Source organism: Pseudomonas migulae (assembly GCF_043225285.1).
Lineage (GTDB): Bacteria > Pseudomonadota > Gammaproteobacteria > Pseudomonadales > Pseudomonadaceae > Aquipseudomonas > Aquipseudomonas migulae_C.
The window spans coordinates 1,728,095-1,753,615 of sequence record NZ_CP171224.1; the positions used below are offsets into that span (position 1 = coordinate 1,728,095).

General features: G+C 59.5%; 25 protein-coding genes. 10 read left to right on the plus strand and 15 right to left on the minus strand.

Annotated elements, in window-relative coordinates; translation table 11 throughout:
* Positions 1-443: 443 nt before the first annotated feature.
* From msrQ to ACF6ZU_RS08025, 6 genes are all read right to left on the minus strand, one after another.
* Positions 444-1,064, minus strand: coding sequence for a protein-methionine-sulfoxide reductase heme-binding subunit MsrQ (msrQ, locus tag ACF6ZU_RS08000; protein ID WP_392891361.1), 621 nt, complete (start codon positions 1,062-1,064; stop codon positions 444-446).
* A complete protein-coding gene (msrP, locus tag ACF6ZU_RS08005; RefSeq protein WP_392891363.1) occupies positions 1,064-2,077 on the minus strand; it encodes a protein-methionine-sulfoxide reductase catalytic subunit MsrP in 1,014 nt (337 codons plus the stop codon). The genes msrQ and msrP overlap by 1 nt, the downstream gene beginning before the upstream one ends.
* Before the next feature lie 58 nt (positions 2,078-2,135).
* Positions 2,136-2,990 (minus strand): CDP-diacylglycerol--serine O-phosphatidyltransferase, encoded by an 855-nt coding sequence (pssA, locus tag ACF6ZU_RS08010; RefSeq protein WP_392891365.1) that lies wholly within the window; start codon positions 2,988-2,990, stop codon positions 2,136-2,138.
* 144 nt (positions 2,991-3,134) lie between these two features.
* Complete coding sequence (gene ilvC / locus ACF6ZU_RS08015; protein WP_003185459.1) at positions 3,135-4,151, minus strand: ketol-acid reductoisomerase; 1,017 nt, start codon at positions 4,149-4,151, stop codon at positions 3,135-3,137.
* Positions 4,152-4,199: 48 nt separating this feature from the next.
* A complete protein-coding gene (ilvN, locus tag ACF6ZU_RS08020; RefSeq protein ID WP_003205610.1) occupies positions 4,200-4,691 on the minus strand; it encodes an acetolactate synthase small subunit in 492 nt (163 codons plus the stop codon).
* A gap of 2 nt (positions 4,692-4,693) precedes the next feature.
* On the minus strand, positions 4,694-6,418 hold the full coding sequence (locus ACF6ZU_RS08025; RefSeq protein ID WP_392891371.1) for an acetolactate synthase 3 large subunit: 1,725 nt from the start codon (positions 6,416-6,418) through the stop codon (positions 4,694-4,696).
* A gap of 400 nt (positions 6,419-6,818) precedes the next feature.
* Here ACF6ZU_RS08025 and ACF6ZU_RS08030 point away from each other — a divergent pair, with 400 nt between their 5' ends.
* Positions 6,819-7,241, plus strand: coding sequence for a DUF4124 domain-containing protein (locus ACF6ZU_RS08030; protein ID WP_392891372.1), 423 nt, complete (start codon positions 6,819-6,821; stop codon positions 7,239-7,241).
* 106 nt (positions 7,242-7,347) lie between these two features.
* Here ACF6ZU_RS08030 and ACF6ZU_RS08035 read toward each other — a convergent pair whose 3' ends face one another.
* From ACF6ZU_RS08035 to mrcB, 3 genes are read right to left on the minus strand one after another with little or no spacing between them, the layout of a single operon-like run.
* A complete protein-coding gene (locus ACF6ZU_RS08035) occupies positions 7,348-7,683 on the minus strand; it encodes a YqcC family protein (protein WP_392891374.1) in 336 nt (111 codons plus the stop codon).
* A complete protein-coding gene (locus ACF6ZU_RS08040; RefSeq protein ID WP_392891375.1) occupies positions 7,683-8,417 on the minus strand; it encodes a hypothetical protein in 735 nt (244 codons plus the stop codon). The genes ACF6ZU_RS08035 and ACF6ZU_RS08040 overlap by 1 nt, the downstream gene beginning before the upstream one ends.
* Before the next feature lie 16 nt (positions 8,418-8,433).
* On the minus strand, positions 8,434-10,758 hold the full coding sequence (gene mrcB, locus ACF6ZU_RS08045) for a penicillin-binding protein 1B (protein ID WP_392891377.1): 2,325 nt from the start codon (positions 10,756-10,758) through the stop codon (positions 8,434-8,436).
* 117 nt (positions 10,759-10,875) lie between these two features.
* On the opposite strand from mrcB, the gene ACF6ZU_RS08050 reads away from it, so the two are divergent.
* The 4 genes from ACF6ZU_RS08050 to ACF6ZU_RS08065 all read left to right on the plus strand — a co-directional run bounded on the left by ACF6ZU_RS08050 (position 10,876) and on the right by ACF6ZU_RS08065 (position 14,202).
* Positions 10,876-12,432 carry an AAA family ATPase gene (locus ACF6ZU_RS08050; protein WP_392891379.1) on the plus strand — a complete coding sequence of 519 codons (1,557 nt, stop codon included), beginning with the start codon at positions 10,876-10,878 and terminating at the stop codon, positions 12,430-12,432.
* Between the two features lie 91 nt (positions 12,433-12,523).
* Positions 12,524-12,868 carry a pentapeptide repeat-containing protein gene (locus ACF6ZU_RS08055; RefSeq protein ID WP_392891381.1) on the plus strand — a complete coding sequence of 115 codons (345 nt, stop codon included), beginning with the start codon at positions 12,524-12,526 and terminating at the stop codon, positions 12,866-12,868.
* A gap of 245 nt (positions 12,869-13,113) precedes the next feature.
* Positions 13,114-13,386, plus strand: coding sequence for a TfoX/Sxy family protein (locus ACF6ZU_RS08060; protein ID WP_007971093.1), 273 nt, complete (start codon positions 13,114-13,116; stop codon positions 13,384-13,386).
* Positions 13,387-13,401: 15 nt separating this feature from the next.
* Positions 13,402-14,202: a Crp/Fnr family transcriptional regulator gene (locus tag ACF6ZU_RS08065; protein ID WP_392891384.1), complete on the plus strand. Its 801-nt coding sequence runs from the start codon at positions 13,402-13,404 to the stop codon at positions 14,200-14,202.
* 344 nt (positions 14,203-14,546) lie between these two features.
* On the opposite strand, the gene ACF6ZU_RS08070 is transcribed toward ACF6ZU_RS08065, so the two are convergent.
* Genes ACF6ZU_RS08070 through ACF6ZU_RS08085 form a run of 4 tightly spaced genes read right to left on the minus strand, consistent with a single transcriptional unit; the run spans position 14,547 to position 18,096 of the window.
* Entirely contained in the window at positions 14,547-15,401 is an 855-nt protein-coding gene (locus ACF6ZU_RS08070) for a ChaN family lipoprotein (RefSeq protein ID WP_392891386.1), read from the minus strand.
* A gap of 21 nt (positions 15,402-15,422) precedes the next feature.
* Positions 15,423-16,190, minus strand: a complete 768-nt coding sequence (locus ACF6ZU_RS08075) for a heme ABC transporter ATP-binding protein (protein ID WP_392891388.1) — start codon at positions 16,188-16,190, stop codon at positions 15,423-15,425.
* Entirely contained in the window at positions 16,190-17,173 is a 984-nt protein-coding gene (locus ACF6ZU_RS08080) for a FecCD family ABC transporter permease (protein WP_392893746.1), read from the minus strand. Before ACF6ZU_RS08080 ends, ACF6ZU_RS08075 begins: the two co-directional genes overlap by 1 nt.
* 50 nt (positions 17,174-17,223) lie before the next feature.
* A complete protein-coding gene (locus ACF6ZU_RS08085) occupies positions 17,224-18,096 on the minus strand; it encodes a hemin ABC transporter substrate-binding protein (RefSeq protein ID WP_392891390.1) in 873 nt (290 codons plus the stop codon).
* A 166-nt stretch (positions 18,097-18,262) separates the two neighbouring features.
* Here ACF6ZU_RS08085 and ACF6ZU_RS08090 point away from each other — a divergent pair, with 166 nt between their 5' ends.
* Complete coding sequence (locus ACF6ZU_RS08090) at positions 18,263-18,580, plus strand: Rieske (2Fe-2S) protein (RefSeq protein WP_392891391.1); 318 nt, start codon at positions 18,263-18,265, stop codon at positions 18,578-18,580.
* Here the strand turns inward: ACF6ZU_RS08090 and sfsA are convergent.
* Together sfsA and ACF6ZU_RS08100 are read right to left on the minus strand one after the other, a co-directional pair.
* Positions 18,577-19,290: a DNA/RNA nuclease SfsA gene (gene sfsA, locus ACF6ZU_RS08095; RefSeq protein ID WP_392891393.1), complete on the minus strand. Its 714-nt coding sequence runs from the start codon at positions 19,288-19,290 to the stop codon at positions 18,577-18,579. The genes ACF6ZU_RS08090 and sfsA overlap by 4 nt on opposite strands.
* A complete protein-coding gene (locus tag ACF6ZU_RS08100) occupies positions 19,290-20,462 on the minus strand; it encodes a pyridoxal phosphate-dependent aminotransferase (RefSeq protein ID WP_392891395.1) in 1,173 nt (390 codons plus the stop codon). The genes sfsA and ACF6ZU_RS08100 overlap by 1 nt, the downstream gene beginning before the upstream one ends.
* Positions 20,463-20,798: 336 nt before the next feature.
* Between ACF6ZU_RS08100 and dksA the strand changes: the two genes are divergently transcribed.
* The 4 genes from dksA (at position 20,799) to ACF6ZU_RS08120 (ending at position 25,519) form a co-directional block, all read left to right on the plus strand.
* Positions 20,799-21,239, plus strand: coding sequence for an RNA polymerase-binding protein DksA (gene dksA / locus ACF6ZU_RS08105; protein WP_109634884.1), 441 nt, complete (start codon positions 20,799-20,801; stop codon positions 21,237-21,239).
* Positions 21,240-21,439: 200 nt separating this feature from the next.
* Entirely contained in the window at positions 21,440-22,327 is an 888-nt protein-coding gene (gluQRS, locus tag ACF6ZU_RS08110) for a tRNA glutamyl-Q(34) synthetase GluQRS (protein WP_392891397.1), read from the plus strand.
* A 77-nt stretch (positions 22,328-22,404) separates the two neighbouring features.
* Positions 22,405-22,581 (plus strand): hypothetical protein, encoded by a 177-nt coding sequence (locus ACF6ZU_RS08115; protein WP_003176118.1) that lies wholly within the window; start codon positions 22,405-22,407, stop codon positions 22,579-22,581.
* Complete coding sequence (locus ACF6ZU_RS08120) at positions 22,565-25,519, plus strand: sensor histidine kinase (protein ID WP_392891408.1); 2,955 nt, start codon at positions 22,565-22,567, stop codon at positions 25,517-25,519. The genes ACF6ZU_RS08115 and ACF6ZU_RS08120 overlap by 17 nt, the downstream gene beginning before the upstream one ends.
* Positions 25,520-25,521 lie beyond the last annotated feature (2 nt).

Below are 25,521 nucleotides of genomic sequence, written 5' to 3' on the forward strand. Positions count from 1 at the left end.
GACTATCAGTCTGACTCCACAAGCACCCACACGAATTGCTTGATTCAGTTGTTAAAGAGCGGTTGGTTAAGATCTTTCGTCTCAACCGAGGCGCGCATTCTACAGCAGCCTCTGTTGCTGTCAAGCGGTTATTTTCAGAAGTTTTCAAAGTTTCCTTTGCAACTTCAACCACTTGCGCTTCCGATCTCTCGTTAGCGGGAGGCGAATTCTACAGCGTTACTCGCTGCTGTCAACACCTCTTTTTCTCCGCTTTCGACCGAGAAGATCGAACCGTCCATCAAGCCTTACAACACCGCTTGACCGACTCCTTCTGGGCTTCGATGACCTGAAGCAACTCGCTGCCGAAAACTGCGTAACTCGTTGTTTACCAAGGAGTTTTCCGTTTCGACTGCGCCGGAAGTGGGGCGAATTATAGACTTCCAGAATCTGCCGTCAACCCTTAATTATGCTTTTCTCGAAGAAGATGATTTTTTGCCGGTTAAACGTGGAATTCGGCGGGTTACAGGTGGCAAGCGCAGCACTAATAGAAAGACTCCTATAAAGGCATAGATCGCCCACTCCTTCAGATCAGCCCGCACAATCCACAACATATGCAGCAATCCAAGACCGAGGACCACGTAGGCCAGTCGATGCAACTTCTTCCAGCGAGATCCCAAGCGCCGCTGACTGTAGCGATTGGACGTCAACGCCAACGCCAGCAAACAAAGGAATCCCAACGCTCCGACAATAATGTACGGCCGCTTGCGTAACTCAACGCCCAGCTGCGACCAATCAAAACCCAGAATGAACGCGGTGTAACCGCTCATATGCAGCACCACGTAAGCGAAGCACCACAACCCCAGTTGCCGCCGGACAGCAATCCACCCTGCCCAACCGGTGAGTTTCTGCAACGGCGTCATACTCAACGTAACAAGCAGCAGCACCAGCGTACCCAGCCCCAACCGATCAACCAGTACCTTGCCCGGGTCCGGCCCCAGCACATCCGCCCACGCCTGATACAGCCAGAGCAACGGCCACACCGCTGCAGCAATAAAGACACCGACTCGCCACAACGGATATCGCATCAGTAATTTTTCCGCAGATCGAGCCCTGCATATAAGGAGGCGACTTCATCCGAGTAGCCGTTGAACATTTGCGTGTCACGCACATTGGGCTTGAACAGACCACTCGGCAAACGTCGCTCCCGAGCCTGGGTCCAGCGCGGATGATCGACCGTTGGATTCACGTTGGCATAGAAACCGTACTCGTCTGCAGCAATGCTTTGCCAGGTCGTTTTCGGCTGCTCGCTGACCAGGCTGATCCGCACGATGGATTTGATGCTCTTGAAGCCGTACTTCCAAGGCACCACCAAACGCAGAGGCGCGCCGTTCTGGTTCGGCAACTCGCGCCCATACATGCCCACGGCAAGAATCGCCAAAGGGTTCATTGCCTCATCCAGTCGCAGCCCTTCGACATAGGGCCAGTCGATCAGGGCAAAACCGGAACGCTGCCCCGGCATGGTCTTGGGATCCTGCAAGGTTTCGAAACGGATGAACTTGGCTTTGGAAGTTGGCTCGACTTGCTTGAGCAGCGCCGAAATAGGGAAACCGATCCACGGAATCACCATCGACCAGGCCTCCACACAGCGAAGGCGATAAATACGCTCCTCCAACTGGTAAGGCCTCATGAAGTCTTCCAGTGCGTATCGCCCCGGCTTGCCCACCTCCCCGTCCACCACCACACTCCAGGGCTCAGTCTTCAGCGCGCCCGCATTGGCCGCCGGGTCACCTTTGTCGGTGCCGAACTCATAGAAGTTGTTGTAGTGGGTCGCGTCCTTGAACGGCGTGATGGCCTCATCCTTGACGTTGACCGCCCCCCACTGGGTAGAAGGAAGCTTTTCAGCAAACCAGGAAGGCGCCTTGCCAGGTTCAACATCCGGATAACGCGCGGCATCGTCAGCACTCACCCAACGCGGCAAGCTACCAACAGCCAAACCGGCAACAGCCGCACCCAGCACATTGCGACGAGAAAGATAGAGGGATTCTGGCGTGACATCCGACTCATGGCAGTCAGACGCTTTGGGGATTTTGATCAGCATGGCAACTCCGCAGCATTGGAGAACAGATGCACCAATAGACTGCGGAGTATGAGGGAAATTACGTGTTTTTGTTCCGGCGAAGACGTAACAGGTATTGAACCGGACCAGATGCCGCGTAGGCGAGGAAAACCAGCAACAGGATGCGCGGCGGATCGCTAAACACCACGGCAAACACCAGCACCACAGCCAGGATCGCCACGAAAGGAACGCGTCCCTTCAGGTCCAGCTCCTTGAAGCTGTTGTACTTGATGTTGCTGACCATCAGCATGCCGGCAGCCGCCACCATCAGCGCGACCAGGAAAGACATCTTGGAACCCTGGATACCGTAATCGCTGAATGCCCAGACAATCCCCGCCACCACACCCGCGGCAGCCGGACTGGCCAGGCCGATGAAGTAGCGTTTATCCGCGGTGCCAACCTGAGTATTGAAGCGCGCCAGACGCAGGGCCGCGCCCGCGACATAAATGAAGGCAACCATCCAGCCAACCTTGCCCATGTCGCCCAAAGCCCAACCGAATGCCAGCAATGCCGGCGCGACACCGAAGGCGACCATGTCCGACAGCGAGTCGTACTCGGCACCGAAGGCGCTTTGGGTGTTGGTCATCCGGGCAACGCGACCGTCAAGGCCGTCGAGCACCATGGCGACGAAAATCGCTATCGCGGCGAAAGCGAAATACTTGCTCGCGCCAATGGCATCACCGGCACTCAATGCGCTCTGGGCACTCATCGAGTTGATGATGGAGTAGAACCCTGCGAACAGGTTCGCAGTGGTGAAAAGATTCGGCAGAAGATAGATACCACGATGCCGGACTTTACGACCTTCAGCGTCATGCCCTTCCTCGACGTGTTCATCGATGGGCAGCAGGCTTTCGGCGTCAGAAGCCTGGTTTGGCTCTTCGGGACGTTCGCTCATGGACATTACCTTGCAACGGGGTGGAAAGTTTCGACAGGTGTCTGGGACGACGGTTCGGCCGCAAACGATGCAGCTTTATACCAGAACCGGCCTTCCAAACGAAAAAACGCGGCCTAGGCCGCGTTTTCCATACAAGTGCGCGACTTAGTTTTTGGCTTTGTCGACGATCTTGTTGGCACCGATCCACGGCATCATGGAGCGCAGTTGCTCGCCGATGATTTCGATACCGTGAGCGGCGTTGTTACGACGCTTGGCGGTCATCGAAGGATAGCCGGTTGCGCCTTCGCTGATGAACATCTTGGCGTATTCGCCGTCCTGAATACGTTTCAGGGCGTTGCGCATGGCCTGACGGGATTCGGCGTTGATAACTTCAGGGCCGGTCACGTACTCGCCGTATTCGGCGTTGTTGGAGATCGAGTAGTTCATGTTGGCGATACCGCCTTCGTACATGAGGTCAACGATCAGTTTCAGTTCATGCAGGCATTCGAAGTAGGCCATTTCCGGAGCGTAGCCAGCTTCAACCAGGGTTTCGAAACCGGCTTTGACCAGTTCAACGGTACCGCCGCACAGAACGGCTTGTTCGCCGAACAGGTCGGTTTCAGTCTCGTCCTTGAAGGTGGTTTCGATGATACCGGTACGACCACCGCCAACGCCGGCAGCGTAGGACAGTGCAACGTTTTTGGCGTTGCCGGAAGCATCCTGATAGATAGCGATCAGGTCAGGAATACCGCCGCCCTTGACGAACTCGGAACGCACGGTGTGGCCCGGTGCTTTCGGCGCGATCATGATCACGTCGAGGTCAGCGCGCGGAACAACCTGGTTGTAGTGGATCGCGAAACCGTGGGAGAAGGCCAGGGTGGCGCCTTTCTTGATGTTCGGCTCGATTTCGTTCTTGTACAGGGCAGACTGGAACTCGTCCGGGGTCAGGATCATGACCAGGTCCGCAGCAGCAACAGCAGAAGCAACGTCAGTCACTTTCAGGCCGTGAGCTTCAGCCTTGGCAACAGTCGCCGAACCTTTACGCAGGCCAACAGTGACATCAACGCCGGAGTCTTTCAGGTTGCACGCTTGAGCGTGGCCCTGGGAACCGTAACCGATGATGGCAACTTTCTTGCCCTGGATGATCGACAGGTCGCAGTCTTTATCGTAGAAAACTTTCATGAATTTCCCCTATATATCCAGGCCGTTCAGGCCATTCGCTAATTTGGTTTAGATGCTGAGTACTTTGTCGCCGCGGGCGATACCGGTTACGCCGCTACGGACGGTCTCCAGGATCGAGGCGGTGCCAATGGACTGAATGAAGCTGTCGAGCTTGTCGCTGGTACCGGTCAGTTGAACGGTATACACGCTAGCGCTGACATCGACGATCTGCCCACGGTAAATATCGGTAGTGCGCTTGATCTCGGCGCGCTGTGCGCCGGTGGCCTTGACCTTGACCAGCATCAGTTCGCGCTCGATGTGAGCACTTTCCGACAGGTCGACCAGCTTGACCACTTCGATCAGCTTGTTCAGGTTCTTGGTGATCTGCTCGATGATCTCATCGTGACCCACCGTGGTCAGCGTCAGACGCGACAGGGTCGGGTCTTCCGTTGGCGCCACGGTCAGGCTTTCAATGTTGTAGTTGCGCTGCGAGAACAGGCCGACTACACGAGACAGAGCGCCAGGTTCGTTTTCCAGAAGCAAGGAAATAATGTGCCGCATGATTAAGTACGCTCCGTCTTGCTCAGCCACATATCGCGCATGGAGCCGTCTTTGATCTGCATCGGGTAGACGTGCTCGCTGGTGTCGACCGAAATATCGATAACCACCAGGCGATCCTTCATGGCGAACGCTTCTTCCATCTTCGACTTCAAGTCTTTCGAGTCGGTGATGCGCACGCCGACGTGACCATAGGCCTCCGCCAGCTTGACGAAGTCAGGCAACGATTCCATGTAGGAGTGCGAGTGACGGCTGCCGTAGCTCATGTCCTGCCACTGGCGAACCATACCCAGAACACCGTTGTTCAGGATGACGATTTTTACCGGCAGGCCATATTGCAGACAGGTGGACAGCTCCTGAATGTTCATCTGGATACTGCCCTCGCCCGTCACGCAGGCAACGTCGGCATCCGGGAAGCTCAACTTGATCCCCATGGCCGCCGGGAAACCGAAGCCCATGGTGCCCAGACCTCCGGAGTTGATCCAGCGGTTCGGCTTGTTGAACTTGTAGTACTGCGCCGCGAACATTTGGTGCTGACCCACGTCGGAGGCAACAAAGGCATCGCCCTTGGTCACTTCGCACAGGGTTTCGATCACGGTCTGCGGCTTGATGACGCTGCCGTCGCCCTTGTCATAAGGGAACAGGCCGCGATCACCGCGCCACTCATCAACCTGCTTCCACCAGCTGGCAACGGACTCCTTGTTCGGGGTCTCGCCGATTTCCTTGAGGATCGCGACCATTTCGGTCAGGACGCTTTCGACCGGGCCAACAATAGGAACGTCTGCCTTGATGGTCTTGGAAATCGAAGCCGGGTCGATGTCGATGTGGATGATCTTGGCGTTCGGGCAAAACTTCGAAGCGCCATTGATCACGCGATCGTCGAAACGCGCACCCACAGCAAGGATCACATCGGCATGGTGCATCGCCAGGTTGGCGGTGTAGCTGCCGTGCATGCCGAGCATGCCGATGAACTGACGGTCGGTGCCAGGGTAGGCACCCAGACCCATCAGGGTATTGGTCACTGGCAGGTTGAGCATCTTCGCCAATTCGGTCAACGGCGCGGAGCCACCACCGAGGATCACGCCGCCGCCTGCGTACATCACAGGACGCTTAGCCGCCAGGAGCATTTCGGCTGCCTTGCGGATTTGCCCGGAGTGACCGCGAACGGCCGGGCTGTAGGAACGCAGCTTGGCTTTCTTCGGGAAGACGTATTCGAACTTCTCGGCCGGGTTGGTCATGTCTTTCGGGATATCGACAACGACTGGACCAGGACGACCGGATTGCGCCAGGTAGAACGCTTTCTTCATGACTTCCGGGATTTCCGAAGCGTGCTTGATCATGAAGCTGTGCTTCACGATCGGCCGGGAGATACCGATCATGTCGGTTTCCTGGAACGCATCGGTGCCAACCATGGTGCTAGGCACCTGGCCGGAGATGACCACCATCGGAATGGAGTCCATGTAGGCAGTGGCAATACCGGTGATGGCGTTGGTCGCGCCCGGGCCGGAAGTGACCAGCACCACGCCGGCTTTACCGGTGGCACGGGCATAACCGTCAGCCATATGGGTAGCAGCCTGCTCGTGACGAACCAGGATGTGGGTCACTTCCGGTTCTTTGAACAGGGCATCGTAGACATGAAGAAGAGCACCACCCGGGTACCCGTAGATATATTTGACGCCTTCGTCACGCAAAAAGCGGACGAGCATCTCACCGCCAGATAAAAGCTCCACGTTGTTCACCTCTAAAACGCCAGAATACCGCCCACATACAAGAGGACGGGTCTTAATAGGTTTACTTCTCAGCAGAGCATGAGCGACGGTGGTCGCCGACTACGTCAGCACTGACTGAGCAAGTATTGGGATCGTCCCAAGTGTTGCGGGCCTTTCCCACCCAGCGCGAGGTAACGCGTTGCGGGTGTAACAGGTCGGCGCGGATGTGCGCCTCATGATCTGCCGAGTGGGTCTGCTTCTGGCAGTCCCTCTACAGCGGACTTTGGATTCTTCTGTTTCGTCCCCTGCAAGTCAAGTCGTCAATGTGCTTTATTGAAGTAAGCACATGAGAAAGCAAGAAAAAACCGCGAAACAGCAACTGTGTTAGCTTCAATTGCGCAACCCAATACAAGGAAATGGCATGCGAACGTTTTTCCTGGCCGCCAGCCTGCTGATCGGCATCAGCCCTTTGTGCATGGCCGCGCAGATTTACACTTGGGTCGATGAACAGGGCGTTACCCACTTTGATGCACAGCCGCCTCAAGGTCGGGAAGCAGCAACTGTGGTCACCCCTTCCCGCCCTGCGGACAAGCCGTCGGCACTGCCACGCAGCAACACGATCGGCGATCAAAAGGCCATCGATCAATCGGTGAAGAAACAGGTCGCCGAGCAGCAAGCCCAGCTAAAGGCATTCTGCGAGCAGGCCCGGACGAACCTGGCTCAACTGCAGAACAATCCGCGGTTACGCGAAGAGGTTGATGGCGAGATGCGTCGCCTGACTGACGAGCAACGTCAGGAGCGGACTGCTGAAGCGCAGCGACAGATCACAGAGAACTGCCTGTAGGAGCGAGCTTGCTCGCGATGGACGTGAACGATTTCGCGTTCAAACCCATAACACGCGTCGCCTTTACGCTTTTCGCGAGCAAGCTCGCTCCTACAGTTGATCAGGGTTAGCGGGAAGCGGTGATCAGCAGGTCGAACTCTTTGAGTAACACCTGCAACTGCCGATCCTTGCCCTGGAGATTACGGGAGGCGAAGACCATTTCCGCCATCTCTTGAATACCCGAGGCATTGGGCAACGGCAAATCCTGCTCCAGGATCACTTTCATGCGCGGCAGGAAGATCCATTGCAGCCACTGTTCGAAGTCCAGCGTATCGACCGAGAACGGCTCGACGCTGGAAAGCGCTTCAACCGATGGCGAGACATCGTCCCACCACCCCTGAACACGCAATTCACGCTCGATCAGCAACAACTGCTCGGCAATCTTCGGAAATCGAACATCCATCACGACGAGACCTTGGCCTTCTGACGGGCCAGTGCAGCACCTGCGGAATCACCCTGCTTCTCACGGGCTTGAGCGATCAATTCCCACAAGCTGGCCTGAAGCGCCGGACGCCCATTGGCCATCGTCAGACCACGACGGGCAAATTGCTCGGCCTGGGCCGCATCACCTTGCGCCATACGCACTTGGGCCAGACGATAAAGCACTTGCGGCTCACGAGGCGCAACACGCTGGGCGCGCTCGAGACTCGAAGAGGCTCCGTTGAGGTCTCCGCCAGCCTGTTGTTGCTGAGCGGTGGTCAGCAATGCCAACACCGGACCGTCCAGCTGTTCATCGGCGGACAGACCACCCGCGCTCGACGACGGAATCCCGCTCGGTGTCGACGGCATGCTGTAGCTGCCCTGATTGATCGGTGCCGACTGCACCGGCGACGTGTCGATCGGTCCCGGAGTGATAGGGCCAGGCGTGATCGGCGAAGTACTGATCGGCGCCGAGGCCACTGCACCGCCACCCGGCACCATTACCACGACACCGGTATCACCCTGTGGAATTTCCTGGGCCTGGGCTTGCACTGGACGCTTGACCGTCGTCTGACGGTAACCGCCATTCGCCGACACCCGTTCGCTGTTGGACACGGCACTGCCAGAATCCACAACCGGAATCGAACCACGTTGTACGGTGGAGCAACCGCTGAGCAAAGCTACGGCGGCAACCGCTGGAATCAACCACTTGTTCACTTGAAACCCTCTTTGCTTAGTTCATCCAGCCCTTGACCCAATCCATCACCGTCTCGCCGGAAGCAGGGCTTTCGCCACCGCAAGCGGCGCCGGGAGGCGGTTCGCTGCCGCGAATATACGGCATCTGCACGGCGCCCGGGCAGTTGGCATCGGAGCCTTGACCGGTACGGGAATCGACCCAGGCCTGAACCACATTATCCGGCTGTGGCATGTCCAGCGGCAACGGATCGGCCTTGCGCATGAAACTGGTCCAGACCTGCAACGCGCCAGTGGCACCGGTGAACGGTGTCTTGCCGTTATCGTCGCGGCCCAGCCAGACCACGGCCAGCAAGTCCTGGCTGAAACCGGCGAACCAGCTGTCTCGCGAATCGTTACTGGTACCGGTCTTGCCCGCCAGCGTCAGGGTTTTCGGCAACACGTTGTAAACCGAGCTGCCGGTACCTTCACGCATCACCCGCTGCATCGCACTCTGGATCAGGTAAATGGAAGCCGGATCGAAACGTTGCTGAATCTGGAACGGATAGCGTTTGAGCGGCTCGCCTTCGGCAGTCAACACGCTACGAATCCCGCGCATCGGCGTATTGAAACCACCGTTGGCGAGTGTCTGATACATGGTTGCCACTTCGATCGGGGTCATGCCACCGGCGCCCAGCAACATCGACGGAAATGCCGGGAACTCGCGACTCACACCGAGGCGAGCCAGGGTTTTCAAGACATTCGGCACGCCCACCGCCAACCCGAGACGCGCGGTCGACAGGTTGTAGGAATGCGCCAGGCCCTGATAAAGGAAAACCGTGCCATGGGAGCGACGATCATAGTTCTGCGGCTTCCAGACCTGACCGTCAGCGCCTTTCACCGAGAAGGATTCGTCCGACAGCCAACTGGTCAAGGTGTACTGGCTCGGTTTCTCAAGGGCTGTCAGATAAACCGCCGGCTTGATCAACGAGCCGATCGGCCGCACCGCATCCAGCGCCCGGTTGAAACCGGCAAAGCTCGCCTGGCGACTGCCGATCATGGCCTGGACTTCACCGGTTTCCGGGTTGGTCACGACCATTGCCGCTTCGACGTCATCGGAACCCTTGCGCCCGGACAGGCGTTTGAAGGTGTCGTTGACCGAGGCTTCGGCTTTCATCTGCAGGATCGGATCGAAACTGGTGAAGATGCGCAGGCCTTCTTCGGTCAAGTCTTCGTCACGATAGTCTTCGCGCAGTTGACGCTTAACCAGGTCGATAAAGCCAGGGAACGAGCTGTCGGCCAGCTTGCCGCGCGTGGTCACGCCCAACGGCATTTTCTTCGCGGCAGCGACTTGTTCGGCAGTGGCGACACCTTGCTGCTCAAGCACATCGAGCACCAGGTTGCGGCGCTCAAGCGCCCGCTCCGGATTACGACGCGGGTTGTAATAGGAAGGCCCCTTGACCATGCCCACCAGCATCGCGACTTGATGCAGTTTCAGTTCGGACAACGGCTGGCCGAAGAAGAACTGGCTGGCCAGGCCGAAACCGTGCACCGCGCGCTGACCATCCTGACCGACGAACACTTCATTGAGGTAGGCCTCAAGAATTTCTCGCTTGTCGTAATGCAGCTCCAACAGCATCGCCATCATGGCTTCGGTGAGTTTGCGCGTCAGGCTGCGTTCGCTGGTCAGGTAGAAGTTCTTCACCAACTGCTGCGTCAGCGTACTGCCGCCCTGAGTCATCTTGCCGCCCGAGGTATTGACATAGATCGCGCGGGCAATCGACTTGGGCGACACGCCCCAGTGGCTATAGAAGTCGCGGTCTTCCACGGCCACCAGGGTTTCGAGCAGATACGGCGGCACCTGATCGATCTTGATCAGAATGCGGTCTTCGAGATTCTTCGGGTAAATACCGCCGATCAACAGCGGCTCCAGACGCACCACCGACAACTTCGAACCGTTGGTCGCCGAGAGCTCGGCCACGTAGTCGCCGGAGAACCGCACGCGCACGGGCTGAGCTTTCTCCAGGCCTTCATAGAACTGGAAACCACGGGTATTCAAATCGACGGTGTTGCCATTGACCGCCGCCGCGCCGGGACCGTTGCTCACGCTTTCGCGGCGATAGCCCAGGGCATCGAGCTCGGTGAGGAAATCCTCCTTGCTCAGTTTCTGCCCGGTGAACAGTTCGAGCGGGCGCGCATACACCTTGGCCGGGATGGTCCAGCGCTTGCCGGAAAACTTCTCCTGGACGATGGCATCGAGGTAAACCGCGAATCCGGCGAGCACCACGAGGCCGACCAGACTGAGTTTAAGGGCCCAGCCCAGCCAAGGGTTCAAGCCCCGGGAAGGTGGTTTTTTGGGGGTGCGGGGGGATCGAGTACGAGTCATGGCGCCGGATTATACGCACTTTATTCATACTCAACAGGAGCCCGCCGAGGTTTGCGTCGGGCGGACTTGCGGCCATAATGGCGACCGTTAATTTTCCCAGACTCTGAAGGAACGCCTGTGAGCCAGTCCCTGATCGCCGCCCTGCAAAACCCGGCCCTTTACCCGCATCCGGTAGACGGGTTCCAGGTCATCGAAACCCACATCTCCTGGGTCATTCTCACTGGTCCCTTCGCTTATAAAGTGAAGAAGCCGGTCAATTTCGGCTTCCTCGACTTCACCAGCCTGGATGCCCGCGGACATTTCTGTGGCGAAGAACTGCGCCTGAACCAGCGTTTGACCGATGATTTGTATCTCGAAGTGTTGCCAATCACCGGCAGTGCCGAAGCCCCGCAACTCGGCGGCGATGGTCCGGTCGTCGATTACGCACTGAAAATGCGTCAATTCCCACAAAGCCAGTTGCTCAGCACCCTGCAGGCCAATGGCGAATTGACCACCGCGCACATCGACGAGATGGCCGCACAAATTGCTCAATTCCACCTCAGCGCACCGAAAGTGCCCGCAGAACACGACGCAGGTACGCCGGACAGCGTGATGGCTCCGGTGCGGCAGAACTTCGATCAGATCCGCCCGTTCCTGAGCGACAAGGCTGATCTGTTGCAACTCGACGCGCTGCAAGCCTGGGCCGAAAGCAGCTTCGAACGTCTCAAGCCACTGCTTGCCCAACGTAAGGCCGAGGGCTTCACCCGTGAGTGTCACGGCGACATCCACTTGGGCAACGCGACCCTGATCGACGGCAAGGTCGTGATCTTCGACTGCATCGAATTCAACGAACCGTTCCGCTTCACCGACGTCTATGCCGATACCGGCTTCCTGGCGATGGACCTTGAAGACCGCGGACTGAAGAGCCTGGCCCGTCGCTTCATCAGCCAATACCTGGAGCTGACCGGTGATTACCAGGGTCTGGAAGTGCTGAACTTCTATAAAGCCTACCGTGCGTTGGTTCGCGCCAAGGTCAGCCTGTTCAGCATGCCGGCCGAGGCCGACCCGGTGCAGCGCGCCACGACCCTGCGTCAATACCGCAACTACGCCAACCTGGCGGAGAGCTACAGCACCATCCCTTCGCGCTTCATGGCCATCACCCACGGTGTTTCTGCCGTCGGCAAAAGTCATGTGGCCATGCGTCTGGTGGAAGCGCTGGGCGCCATTCGCCTGCGTTCCGATGTCGAACGCAAGCGTCTGTTCGGCGAACAAACCGTTGAGAACGACCCACAGGCCGGCATTTATAGCGCCGACGCCAGCGCCGCGACCTACGCCCGCCTGCATGAAATCGCCAGCGTGATTCTGCGTGCGGGTTTCCCGGTGGTGGTCGATGCCACTTACCTCAAGCACGACCAGCGTGACGGTGCGGCGAAAATCGCCGAGGCCACCGGTGCGCCTTTCCTGATTATCGATTGCAACGCCCCGCAAGCGGTGATCGAAAGCTGGCTGGCACTGCGTCAGGCAGACAAAAAGGATCCGTCCGACGCCAACCTGGACGTTATCGCCGCTCAGCAAGCCAGTCGTGAGGCCCTGACGCCTGCCGAGATTCTGTGCAGCAAGCGTGTTCAAACCAATGAAAGCGGGACCCTCGATACCGTCGTTGCGCAAATTCGCCAACGCCTGCCCGGCCTCTGAGAAAGTATTTCAGCCGTGAAGCCTTTGCCGGCTTCACGGCTGTCAAATAGTGGCACTATACTGGCGCCATAAAACCATCAGGTGATGTGACATGAGCCAGCCCAAACTTCTCGACACCCCGCTATATGCCTTGCTGCACAAAGACGACATCACAGGTTTCAACAACGAACGTCCAAAAGACGGACCTATCGACATGGTCGGTGGTGATTTCCGGGGCCTGGACCTGCGTGAGCTGAATGCTGATGGCGTCGACTTCAAGGATGCCTATTTCCGTTCCGCCGACTTGCGCGGCATCGACTTCAGCCACTCCAACCTGGAAGGGGCCAGCCTGGCCCATGCGCAGATCTCCGGCGCCTACTTTCCGCCAGAGCTGAGTGCCGACGAAATCCTGATGTCGATGAATTTCGGTACGCGCCTGCGTTATCGCACCCGTTAAAAACGACTGATTGCTGAAAAAGTCCGGCGCCCCCGCCTTGCGCTGGACTACGGGCAGTTTTCGCCCGAAAACCTGATACCCTCCCGCCTGCTCTTACCGCCCTCGCGTACTTTTACGCGGCTCATCGGTACTTTCTCTTAGAAGCATTTGCTCCGAAACCGACCAAACAATCACGCTTTTCCTACTGATGGCTACACTCCTCAGAAGCTTGCCCACGCACCGTTCGGCCGTCGCAAGGAGGCTTGATGAATGATGAACTGCAGCACCTGAAGAATCTTGGCAAGACGTCGGCGCAATGGCTGCATGCCGTGGGCATCCACAGCGCCTCGGACTTGCGTCGCCTGGGGGCGGTAGATGCTTACCGGGCCGTTCGCACACGCGGGTTTCGCGCATCCAAGGTGTTGTTGTATGCGATCGAAGGCGCCCTGATGGATGTGCACTGGAATGACATTCCCGCCGAGCGCAAGGAAGCCTTGAATAAACAGCTGGAAGCTATTTCGTCCCGCCACAAGAACTGAACGGGCTTTGTTGCCATGTATTTGCTTGGGGAACAACCGGCTTACGCCGACGCACTGATCAACCGACTGCAAAACATTCCCGCCCGCCTGCTCCAGGGTTTGACGCCCAGTGGGCCGGCGCTGGAGTTCGCAGCCGTCGACGACCTGGCCGCCGTATTGCCAGGCAATCAATTGTTTGTGCTGGACAATGGCCTGCTGCATGGGTGCATCGACGAGCGCCCACTGTTTTATTTGCATGAAGGCGACCTGGTCGGCTTACGCCAGGATGCCGACTTGCCGCGCTGCCGCCTGTGCACGGACAGCCCGCTGGCACTGACGCCTTATTTGCGATCGGAAGTGTTCAAGCACATCTACGCCGACCCTGAGCGCTCGGAGCTGTTCCTGCAATACATGGCCGGTCAGACCGCACTGCTCTCGGACGCCGTCGCACGCCTTAAACAACCCGAGTTCCGCAGCACCAACGGCTTTCAACGTGTGGCGCGCGGCGAAGTGCTGATCCATCAGGGCGATGAGGCGGACCATGTGTTCGTCATTATTGAAGGTCATGCCGAAGCCTTCGTCGACGGACATAAAGTCGGCGATGTGCCGAGGGACGAGATTTTCGGCGCCATGGCGGTGTTCACTGGCGAAAAGCGCAACGCCAGTGTGATTACCAGCGAACCGAGTACCGTCATGCTGATTCCGAAAGACCAGTTTCTCAACCTGACCCAGAGCAACCCAAAGATCGCCCGCAGCCTAATCGAGAGCATGGCCCGGCGAATTGGCCTGCTGAATACCCAGATCACGCAGCTGAGCGCGTTCAAGAACACACCCTGAACCCAATGATTACGGGGCTTTCCGGCGATCGAGCGAGGTTTCTCGATTAAATGCAGAATCAGCGGTTGACTTGGTAATGAGAATCGCTATGATTATCACAACTGGTCGCGAGACTGGTCGATATTTGAAAAGCCCTTGGTTCGGACTCTCAGATATCTCCTCATCAGGCTAATCACGGTTATTTGACCCGGCTCTTGCCGGGTCTTTTTTTGCCCGTAAAAAACTCCTGGCATCACACCGACCTGTAGGAGCCAGCTTGCTGGCGATAGCGGTGTGTCAGTCAACATATTCATCGACTGACACACCGCTATCGCCAGCAAGCCGGCTCCTACAAGGGATCGGTGTTACGGTTTTGACTGGCTCTTGCGCATCTGCGCACAGTAATCCGGTGCCGGCATAGCAGGTGTGTACCAGACATAGTCGGCCATCGCAGCTGTCACCTCACTCCCCCGCTGAGCCAGCAACAACACGGTTGGTGATTCCGGTACTCCCAGATCAAGCGCATGGATCGGCACCCCCACGTCCTTGCGCGCGTGATACGCGCCAGCAAACAGCATCGCCGGTGCAGGCGCCGTCAGCAGCCGTTCGGCCATGCGTCGGTCACGCTGTTGTTGCACGGCGAGCATCGCCGGCATTTGCGAAGCAGGCAGCAGACCGCAATGGGACTCACTGATCTGCTCCAGCAACTCCGCCTTGACCGGCTCGGCATTGGAGCGGGTGCCGCTCAGCGTCGGCGGCTGGGTATAGAAAGCACGCACCTCGACGGTGTCGAGGTTGGCGGACAACACTGGATAAGGTTGAGTCAGGGCGAAACGAATGATCGGACCGTACAGACTCCAGTCCCAACCCGGTTGCCAGGCCAGTGCGGCGGGCAAATCGGCGGGTCGTGTCGAGGCAAGGCGCACGTCATCGACCCGCAGCTGTTGATCTGGCGTGAGCATTTCCAGCAGCAGACTGCCTTGCGGGCGTCGCTCTCCGAGCGCCTGCAGCAACCAGCGCTGCAGTTGATGATGATCGCGATTGTCATGCTGCTCACCCACGATCACCCGTGAAGGCCGGGCCAGGCGCATGACCAACTCTTGCGCTGTCAGCACCTGACCGCTGCGCAGGTCGCGAATCTCGCCGACAACCGGCGGCGGTACTGAAACATGCTGGCAGGCACTCAGCATCAACACCGCCAGAATCACCATCACACGCATGCGCTCACCCCTATCGAAGACTCAGCGGGCGATGATCAGCGGATGCCCGCGCTCCGGGTGCTTCTGCACCAATACGTCCAACCCGAATACCGCCTTGAGCGGTTCTGGGCGCAACACCTGTTCAGGTGTATCGAGCGCAACCGGGCGCCCGCCTTCGAGTAGTAACAGGCGATCACAATAGCGCGCCGCCAAATTCAGATCATGCAGGATCACCAGGACCGACGCACCGCGATCGGCGAACTCGCGCACTGCTTGCAAGGTGGTGTGTTGATGCAGCGGGTCCAGCATCGAAGTCGGCTCGTCGAGCAACAGCGTTTGCCCCGCCTCGCCCGGCCAGAGTTGCGCCAGCACTCGCGCCAGGTGCACACGCTGACGTTCACCACCGGACAACGCCAGATAGCTGCGACCACTCAAATGCCCGGCATCGGCAGCCTGCAACGCGGCGGCGACAATTTCGTCATCACGGGTACGGCCTGTCTGATGGGGCAAACGTCCCATACCGACGACTTCCTCGACGCGAAAGGCGAAGTTCAGCGTCGAAACCTGCGGCAATACCGCCAGTCGTTGCGCTCGCTGTGCGCCGGTCCAGTCACGCAACTCACGCTCGTCGAGCCACACGCTGGCGTGGTCCGCCTGTAACTCGCCGCACAACGCACCAAGCAGTGTGCTTTTGCCCGCACCGTTCGGCCCCAGCACGCCAAGGACCTCACCCGGCTTGAGTTCCAGCGTGATATCCATCAGGACGATCTTGCGGCCTCGGCGGATGTGCAGATTTTGCGTTCGCAACATCAGGCACGCCCTCGCAGCAGTAGATAAAGGAAGACCGGCGCACCGATCATCGCGGTGACAATACCTATCGGCAACTCAGCCGGAGCCAAGGCCAGTCGCGCCACCAGATCAGCGAACAACAGGAGGCTCGCCCCCGCCAACACCGACGCCGGCAACAGGACCCGATGGTCGGGACCGGCCAGCAAGCGCACCAGATGCGGCACCACCAGCCCGACAAAGCCGATCATCCCCGCCGCCGCCACGGCGGCACCGACACCCAGCGCGGTGCAAAACACCAATTCACGCTTGAGCTTTTCGACGTCGATTCCCAGGTGACCGGCCTCCGACTCCCCCAGCAACAACGCATTCAAGGCCTTGGCCCGACGCGGTAACCACAGCGCCACGCCGGCACTGATCAACAGCAACGGCCAGAGTCGCGCATAGCTGGCGCCATTCAGACTGCCCAGGTTCCAGAAGGTCAGCGTGCGCAGGGTCGCGTCGTCTGCCAGGTAGGTGAACAACCCGACGACCGCGCCAGCCAGTGCCGTCAAAGCGAGGCCCGCCAGCAGCATGGTCGCGACATCGGTTTGCCCGTTACGTCGGCCCAATCGATACACCAGCGCGGTCACGCCCAGCCCGCCGAGAAAGGCGAACAGGGATAACAGATATGGCCCAAGGAACTCGGGCAAACCACCGAACGCCGAGCCGCCGACAATGGCAACGGCCGCGCCCAATGCTGCCCCACCGGAAACGCCCACCAGCCCCGGATCAGCCAACGGGTTACGGAACAGCCCCTGCATTGCCACGCCCGACAATGCCAGCACGCCCCCCACCGCCAATCCCAACAGGGTGCGTGGCAAGCGAATCTGCCCGAGGATCAGTTCCGCCTGCTCCAGCCCATCGGGCGCAATCGGCAAACCGATCATGCGCAACGCCGCGCGCAAGGTATCCAGCAACGGCAGGCTCACCGGCCCCAGCGCCAGTGACAGCCAGATCGCCAACAGGCACAGAAAGCCAAGCCCGATGAAGAGCGTGCGGGGTTTTACCAGGACAGTCATTGGGCGACAGGGCCGGGATAAAAGCCGTCACTGATTTTTTTCAACGCGTCGGGCAACCGTGGGCCGAGTCCGCCCACCAGCAGCGTCGGATCAAGCTCAAGGACGCGCCCGTTCTTGGCGGCGCGGGTCGAGGACAGGATCGGGTTTTCCTTGAACAACGCGGCACGCGCCGCCTCGCCGGTCAGCGCTCGGTCGGCGAACACCAGCACTTCGGGGTCCAGGCTGATCAGGGATTCGTTGGAAAACGGTTTGTAACCGGTATGCGTCGCCAGGTTGTGCCCACCGGCTTTCTGGATCAGCCAATCGGCGGCGGTGTCCTTGCCGGCGATCAGCGGCTTGCCGCCCGCATGACCGAGCAACACCAGCACGCCGGGTGATTTCTGCGTCAGCTGCGCCTTGGTTACGCGGACTTTTTGCTGATCGAGCTGCTGCTGATAGGCCTGGAACAGTTGCGCAGCCTTGTCCTCGGCACCGAGCAACTTGCCCAGATGCTGCAAGTTGGCCTGCAACGTCGGCAAATCCGGTTGGGCCGAGAACAGTTCGACCTGCACACCCGCCGTGCGAATCTGCGAAAGCACCGGCGGCGGGCCCATTTCTTCGGTGCCCACCAGTATTTGCGGACGCAGGCTCAGGATGCCTTCTGCCGACAATTGCCGTTGATAGCCGATCGTCGGCAACGCCTTGAGGGTTTCCGGGTGCTGACTGGTGGTGTCGACACCGACCAGCTTCGATTCACCGCCCAGCGCGCTGACCCATTCCGACAGCGCGCCACCGGCGCTGACCCAGCGTTGTGGCAACTCGGCCGCCGCGGCGTGGTGGCTGACGAAGAGTCCGACACACAGCGCAGCAACGCGGGTACTCAGGCGCATAAACAGCTTCCTTTTAGGTTTTTCCCAGGCATTGAAGTGACAGGCCAAGTATCCTCGGCATCCGGCACCTGCACCCGACGGGCAAGGCGGCCATTTGATAATTGTTTGCATTTGAACGTCAAGCTCGGACATATCCAGTCACGAGCTGGCGGAGTTGAGGATAGACATGAAGTTTCTTTGCGCGGGCGTCGAGCTGGCCGAATCCAGCAGCCGCGGTTTCGACCTCGACGGTCAGAAGCTCTTCGCCGTGCGCCGCAACGGTCAGGCCTACGTCTACCTCAACCGTTGCCCGCACCGGGGAGTCGGGCTGGAATGGACACCCGACCAGTTTCTCGACCCCAGCAACAGCCTGATCCAGTGCGCGACCCACGGCGCACTGTTCCTGATCGAAGACGGCGAATGCGTCGCGGGTCCGTGCGCCGGGCAATCGCTGACCTTCATTAAAAGTCGCGAAGACGCCCAAGGCATCTGGGTCAGCGTTTAACCGTTGAGCAGCACGTCCAGACGCCGGTCAACCACCATCTCTTCATGGCTCAGGCGCACACCGTAGGCCAACACCTCGACCCCGCTCGCCACCGCTTCGCGCAAGGCCGATGCGTAGGCCGAATCGATTTCCTCTGCGGGACGCACGGCATCGATGCCGCTTAGATTCACGCAGTACAACTGCACCGCGCGAATACCGTCCCGGGCCAAGTGAGCCAATTCCCGTAAGTGCTTGGCGCCGCGCTGGGTCACCGCATCCGGAAACGCCGCGACCGCAGAGCCGTCAAAGCCCAGGGTCACGCTTTTGACTTCCACATACGCCGGCCCGCTCGGGTAATCGAGGCGGAAATCGATGCGGCTGCTTTCCTGACCGTAGGCTACTTCGCGCTTCAGCTCGGTGAAACCGTTGAGCTCGGTGATGACGCCCGCCTTCAGCGCCTCCTCGATCAGCGCGTTGGCCCGTCCGGTGTTCACGCAAAACAACCGCCCCTGCGGGGTTTCTCCGATTTCCCACGTGCCCGGCAGTTTGCGCTTCGGATCGTTGGAGCGACTGAACCAGACCTGCCCGCCTTCAACCTGGCAATTGAGCATCGACCCGGTATTTGGACAGTGAATGGTCATCAACTCGCCGGTAACGGTTTCGATATCGGCGAGAAAACGCTTGTAACGGCGGATCAGGCGACCTTCTTCAAGGGGAGGAGAAAACCGCATCAGCCTTGCCAGCTCTTCAGGCCGCGAGCGATGCGCTCAACCGCTTCCTGCAGGCGCGGCAGGCTTTGGGTGTAGGCGAACCGGACATGATGGCCGGCCTGGTAACGCCCGAAATCGAGACCTGGTGTGATCGCAACGTGCTCGGTTTCAAGGAAGTGTCGGCAGAACGCGAAGGCATCACCGCCGAACTGGCTGATATCGGCGTACAAATAGAACGCGCCTTCGGGCTCCACGGCGATATTGAAACCCAATTCGCGCAAGGCCGGCAGGAGGAAGTCGCGACGACGACCGAACTCGGCGCGGCGCTCTTCCAGAATGGCGATTGTTGCGGGTTCGAAACAGGCCAACGCGGCATGCTGGGCCATGCTCGGGGCGCTGATGTAGAGGTTCTGCGCGAGTTTTTCCAACTCGCCGACCGCCGCTTCCGGTGCTACCAGCCAGCCGAGTCGCCATCCGGTCATGCCGAAATACTTTGAAAAACTATTGAGAACAAACGCGCTGTCGTCGACTTCCAGCACGCTGGCGGCATCGGTGCCATACGTCAGGCCGTGATAGATCTCGTCCACCACCAGATGACCATGGCGCGCCTTGATCGCGGTCGACAGCCCGGCCAGCTCGTCGCGGGTCAGGATCGTCCCGGTCGGGTTGGCCGGCGAGGCCACCAGCGCGCCGACGCTGTCATGATCCCAATGGCGGTCGACCAGGTCCGGCGTCAGCTGATAGCGCACCTCCGGACCGACCGGAACCAGTTGCGCCGCCCCTTCCACCAGCCGCAGGAAATGCCGGTTGCAGGGGTATCCCGGGTCCGCCAGCAGCCAGTGCTTGCCCGGGTCCACCAGCAAGGCGCTGGCCAACAGCAACGCGCCGGAACCGCCGGGGGTGATGAGAATGCGCTGCGGATCGATGCTCAAACCGTAACGCTGTTGATAGAAGCTGGAAATGGCTTCGCGCAGTTCGGGAATGCCGCGGGCGGCGGTGTAGCGGGTTTTCCCTGCCGTCAGCGCGGCCTGGCCGGCCTGGATGATCGGCTCGGCGGTGGTGAAGTCCGGCTCGCCGATTTCCAGGTGGATCACATCGTGGCCGGCGGCCTGCAGTTCATTGGCCCGCGCCAGCAGCGCCATGACATGGAACGGTTCGATCGCGCGACTGCGGGCACTGTAGGACTGAGCCATTAGCCTTCCTTCAACAGGGTAAAAAAAACCGATTCTACCCAAGCGCAGGAACGAGCGAGAACCTAAAGCGGTCAGACCCGTTAAGACCCTGGCCACGAACGACTCATGCGAGTGCGCAAGGTTTGACTAAAATCATTAATTGATCAGGTCTCCAGCACCACCAGACTAGGCTTTGCAATCATTTGCAAGCCCCGCGGGCCACTACCTCGACATCCGGGAGTAGCGCGGTCCGATTTGATCTGGTAAGTTCGCCCGCTTGCAGCCGCAGGGCCGGCAGGTGTCGGTGATGGAGCAATCCTGCGCAGATGGATTACAAGAGTAGAGGCGGTCCATTTCATGCCCACCCAAGCAAAGCAGCAAAACACGTCGATCAGCGGCTTCGAACCCTACAAAGAAGTAAAGGGCGAGGAGTACATGGGCAAACCCATGCGCGCTCACTTCACCAAGATCCTGAACAAGTGGAAACAGGACTTGATGCAGGAAGTCGACCGCACGGTTGATCACATGAAAGACGAGGCGGCCAACTTCCCTGACCCGGCAGACCGTGCCAGCCAGGAAGAAGAATTCAGTCTCGAATTGCGCGCCCGCGACCGCGAGCGCAAGTTGATCAAGAAGATCGACAAGACGCTGCAACTGATCGAAGACGAAGAATACGGCTGGTGCGAGTCCTGTGGCGTCGAAATCGGCGTCAAGCGACTGGAAGCCCGCCCTACCGCCGACATGTGCGTTGACTGCAAGACCCTGGCGGAAATCAAGGAAAAGCAAGTCGGCAAATAATTGCGGCTTGAACGAAGAACGGAGCGTGCGAACGCTCCGTTTTTGTTTCTGAAATTCGCCCGGATACAAAACCTGTAGGAGTGAGCCTGCTCGCGAAAGCGGTGTATCAGGCAACATTCATGTTGAAGCTGATGCCCTCTTCGCGAGCAGGCTCGCTCCTACAGGGACTTGCGTACGACCGGACAACATAGACTGCCTTTATGACCGCCCCTGCCTACACCGGACGCTTCGCCCCCACGCCCAGCGGCCATCTGCATTTCGGTTCGCTGGTCGCAGCACTGGCCTCGTACCTCGACGCGCGTGCGGTGGGTGGTCGCTGGCTGATGCGCATGGAAGACCTCGATCCGCCACGGGAAGAACCCGGCGCGCAGGCGGCCATTCTCAAGGCGCTGGAAAGCTACGGTTTTGAGTGGGACGGGGAAATGGTCCGACAGAGCGACCGGCACGAGGCTTACGCCGAAGTGCTCAATCGTCTGTTCAATCACGGCCTGGCTTACGCCTGCACCTGCTCGCGCAAGCAATTGGAACCGTATCACGGCATTTATCCAGGGCTGTGCCGGAATGCGGGCCATGGCACCGACGACGCGGCAATTCGCCTGCGCGTGCCAGAGCTCGAGTACCACTTCATTGACCGGGTACAGGGCGAATACCGCCAGCACCTCGGGCGTGAAGTGGGCGACTTCGTGATCCGTCGCCGCGATGGTCTCTACGCCTATCAACTGGCCGTGGTGCTCGATGACGCCTGGCAAGGCATCACCGACATCGTCCGCGGCGCCGACCTGCTGGACTCGACGTCGCGCCAGCTCTACCTGCAAGAACTGCTCGGCCTGTCGCAGCCGCGTTACCTGCATATCCCGCTGATTACCCAGCCCGATGGCAACAAACTCGGCAAGTCCTACCGTTCGCCGCCGCTGACCGCCGATCAGGCCACGCCTTTGTTACTGCGTGCATTGCGCGCGCTCGGGCAGAATCCGGGGCCGGAAATGACGTACGCGACGCCACGGGAAGTGCTGGACTGGGGCATCGCCCACTGGGATGCAACGAAGATCCCGCGCACACTCAACCTCCCCGAAGCGCAACTACAGTGATCAGACTTGCAGTGGCGCCCCCATCCGTTACCATCGCCGCACGTTTTCGGGCACGCGTATAAAAAAGAGAGGCCGGGATGTACATCTATCGCTTGGTCCTGCTCCTGGTAGTGGGGATTTACCTGTTTTCCCCGGCCATCATGGATTGGTGGATCGACGCCACTGGCGCCTGGTATCGCCCCTATCTGCTCTGGCTGATTCTGATCGTCGTGACCTTCATCCTGCAGAGCCAAAAAGATGCCGATGAGCTTTAGCCTGACCCAGATGATCCTGATCAGCGCCGCGTACCTGGCGGTGCTGTTCGGCGTCGCGTGGATCAGCGAACGGGGCATGATCCCCCGGGCGATCATTCGCCACCCACTGACGTACACCCTGTCGCTGGGCGTCTACGCCAGTGCCTGGGCGTTTTACGGCACCGTGGGCCTGGCCTATCAGTACGGCTACGGTTTTCTCTCCAGCTACCTCGGGGTTTCCGGCGCATTTTTGCTGGCGCCGGTGTTGCTGTATCCGATCCTGAAAATCACCCGCACCTATCAATTGTCGTCACTGGCCGACCTGTTCGCGTTCCGCTTCCGCAGCACCTGGGCCGGCGCGCTGACCACGATCTTCATGCTGATTGGCGTGCTGCCGTTGCTGGCGTTGCAGATTCAGGCCGTGGCCGACTCCATCGGCATCCTCACTCGCGAACCGGTGCAGCACCGCGTAGCCCTGAGCTTTTGCGCGCTGATCACGCTGTTCACGATTTTCTTCGGCTCGCGCCACATCGCCACCCGCGAGAAACATGAAGGCCTGGTGTTTGCCATTGCCTTCGAGTCGGTGATCAAGCTGATCGCCATTGGCGGCGTGGGCCTGTACGCCCTTTACGGCGTGTTCGACGGCCCGCAACAGCTGGAATTGTGGCTGCTGCAAAACCAGACCGCCCTCGCCGCACTGCACACACCGCTGCAAGAAGGCCCGTGGCGTACGCTGTTGCTGGTGTTCTTCGCTTCGGCGATCGTGATGCCGCACATGTACCACATGACCTTCACCGAAAACCTCAACCCGCGTTCGCTGGTCAGCGCTAGCTGGGGCTTGCCGTTGTTCCTGCTGCTGATGAGCCTGGCCGTGCCACTGATTCTCTGGGCCGGTCTGAAACTCGGTGCCACGACCAACCCCGAGTACTTCACGTTGGGCATCGGTATCGCCGCCAACAGCAAGGCACTGGCGCTGCTGGCTTATGTCGGCGGATTGTCGGCAGCCAGCGGCCTGATCATCGTCACTACCCTCGCCTTGTCCGGCATGGCGCTGAACCACCTGGTGCTGCCGCTCTATCAGCCGCCAGCCGAAGGCAACATCTACCGCTGGCTGAAGTGGACCCGTCGGGCTCTGATCGTCGCGATCATCATGGCCGGTTACGGTTTCTATCTGCTGCTGGGCGCCGAGCAGGACCTGGCCAACCTCGGCATCGTCGCCTTCGTGGCCACGCTGCAATTCCTGCCGGGCGTGCTGTCTGTCCTGTATTGGCCGACCGCCAACCGTCGCGGCTTCATCGCCGGCTTGCTGGCGGGGATTCTGGTGTGGCTGGTGACCATGCTGTTGCCGCTGGTGGGCAACCTGCAGGGTTTCTATATTCCGCTGCTGAACATGATCTACGTGCTGGACGACACCAGTTGGCACATGGCCGCGATTGCTTCGCTGGCCGCCAACGTGCTGATGTTCACCCTGATCTCGCTGTTTACCAATGCCAGCCCCGAAGAAGCCAGCGCCGCCGAAGCCTGCGCCGTGGACAACGTGCGACGCCCGCAACGCCGCGAACTGCATGCGGCCTCGCCCCAGGAATTTGCCACGCAACTGGCCAAACCCCTGGGCGCCAAGGCTGCGCAGAAGGAAGTCGAACAGGCGCTGCGCGACCTCTATCTGCCATTCGACGAGCGCCGGCCTTACGCCCTGCGTCGTTTGCGTGACCGGATCGAAGCCAACCTTTCCGGCCTGATGGGCCCGAGCGTGGCGCAGGACATGGTCGAGACCTTCCTGCCGTACAAGGCGGGCGGCGAAAACTACGTCACCGAAGACATTCACTTCATCGAAAGCCGTCTCGAGGATTACCACTCGCGCCTGACCGGCCTGGCCGCCGAACTCGATGCCCTGCGCCGCTATCACCGCCAGACCTTGCAGGAACTGCCGATGGGTGTGTGCTCGCTGGCCAAGGACCAGGAAATCCTCATGTGGAACCGAGCCATGGAGGAGCTGACCGGGATTGCCGCGCAGCGCGTGGTCGGTTCACGCCTGAGCACCATCGTCGATCCGTGGAAAGCGTTGCTGCAAGGCTTCATCAATCTGCCGGACGAGCATTTGCACAAACAGCATCTGGCCCTCGATGGCCAGACCCGCTGGCTGAACCTGCACAAAGCGGCGATCGATGAACCGCTCGCGCCCGGCAACAGCGGCCTGGTATTGCTGGTGGAAGACCTGACCGAAACCCAGATGCTCGAAGACAAGCTGGTGCACTCCGAGCGCTTGGCCAGCATCGGCCGTCTTGCTGCGGGCGTGGCCCATGAAATCGGTAACCCGATCACCGGCATCGCCTGCCTGGCGCAGAACCTGCGCGAAGAACGGGAAGACGATGGCGAGCTGAAGGAAATCAGCGGACAGATCCTTGAGCAGACCAAGCGCGTATCGCGCATCGTCCAGTCGCTGATGAGTTTCGCCCATGCCGGCAGTCATCAGCACAGCGACGAGCCCGTCTGTCTGGCCGAAGTGGCCCAGGATGCCATCGGTTTGCTGGCCCTGAACCGACGCAATTTCGAGGTGCAGTTCTACAACCTGTGCGACCCCGAGCACTGGGTCGAAGGCGACCCGCAGCGTCTCGCCCAGGTACTCATCAATCTGCTCTCAAACGCCCGTGACGCCTCGCCTCCCGGCAGCGCGGTGCGAGTGAAAAGCGAAGCCGGCGAACACACGGTCGACCTGATCGTGGAAGACGAAGGCAGCGGTATTCCGAAGAACATCATGGACCGATTGTTCGAACCTTTCTTCACCACCAAGGATCCTGGCGAAGGCACCGGTCTGGGCCTTGCACTGGTCTATTCCATCGTTGAAGAGCATTATGGACAAATCACCATCGACAGCCCGGCTGATGTACAAAGCCAACGCGGCACCCGTATCCGGGTGACCTTGCCGCGTCATGTCGAAGCGACGTCCGCTGTGAACTGAGA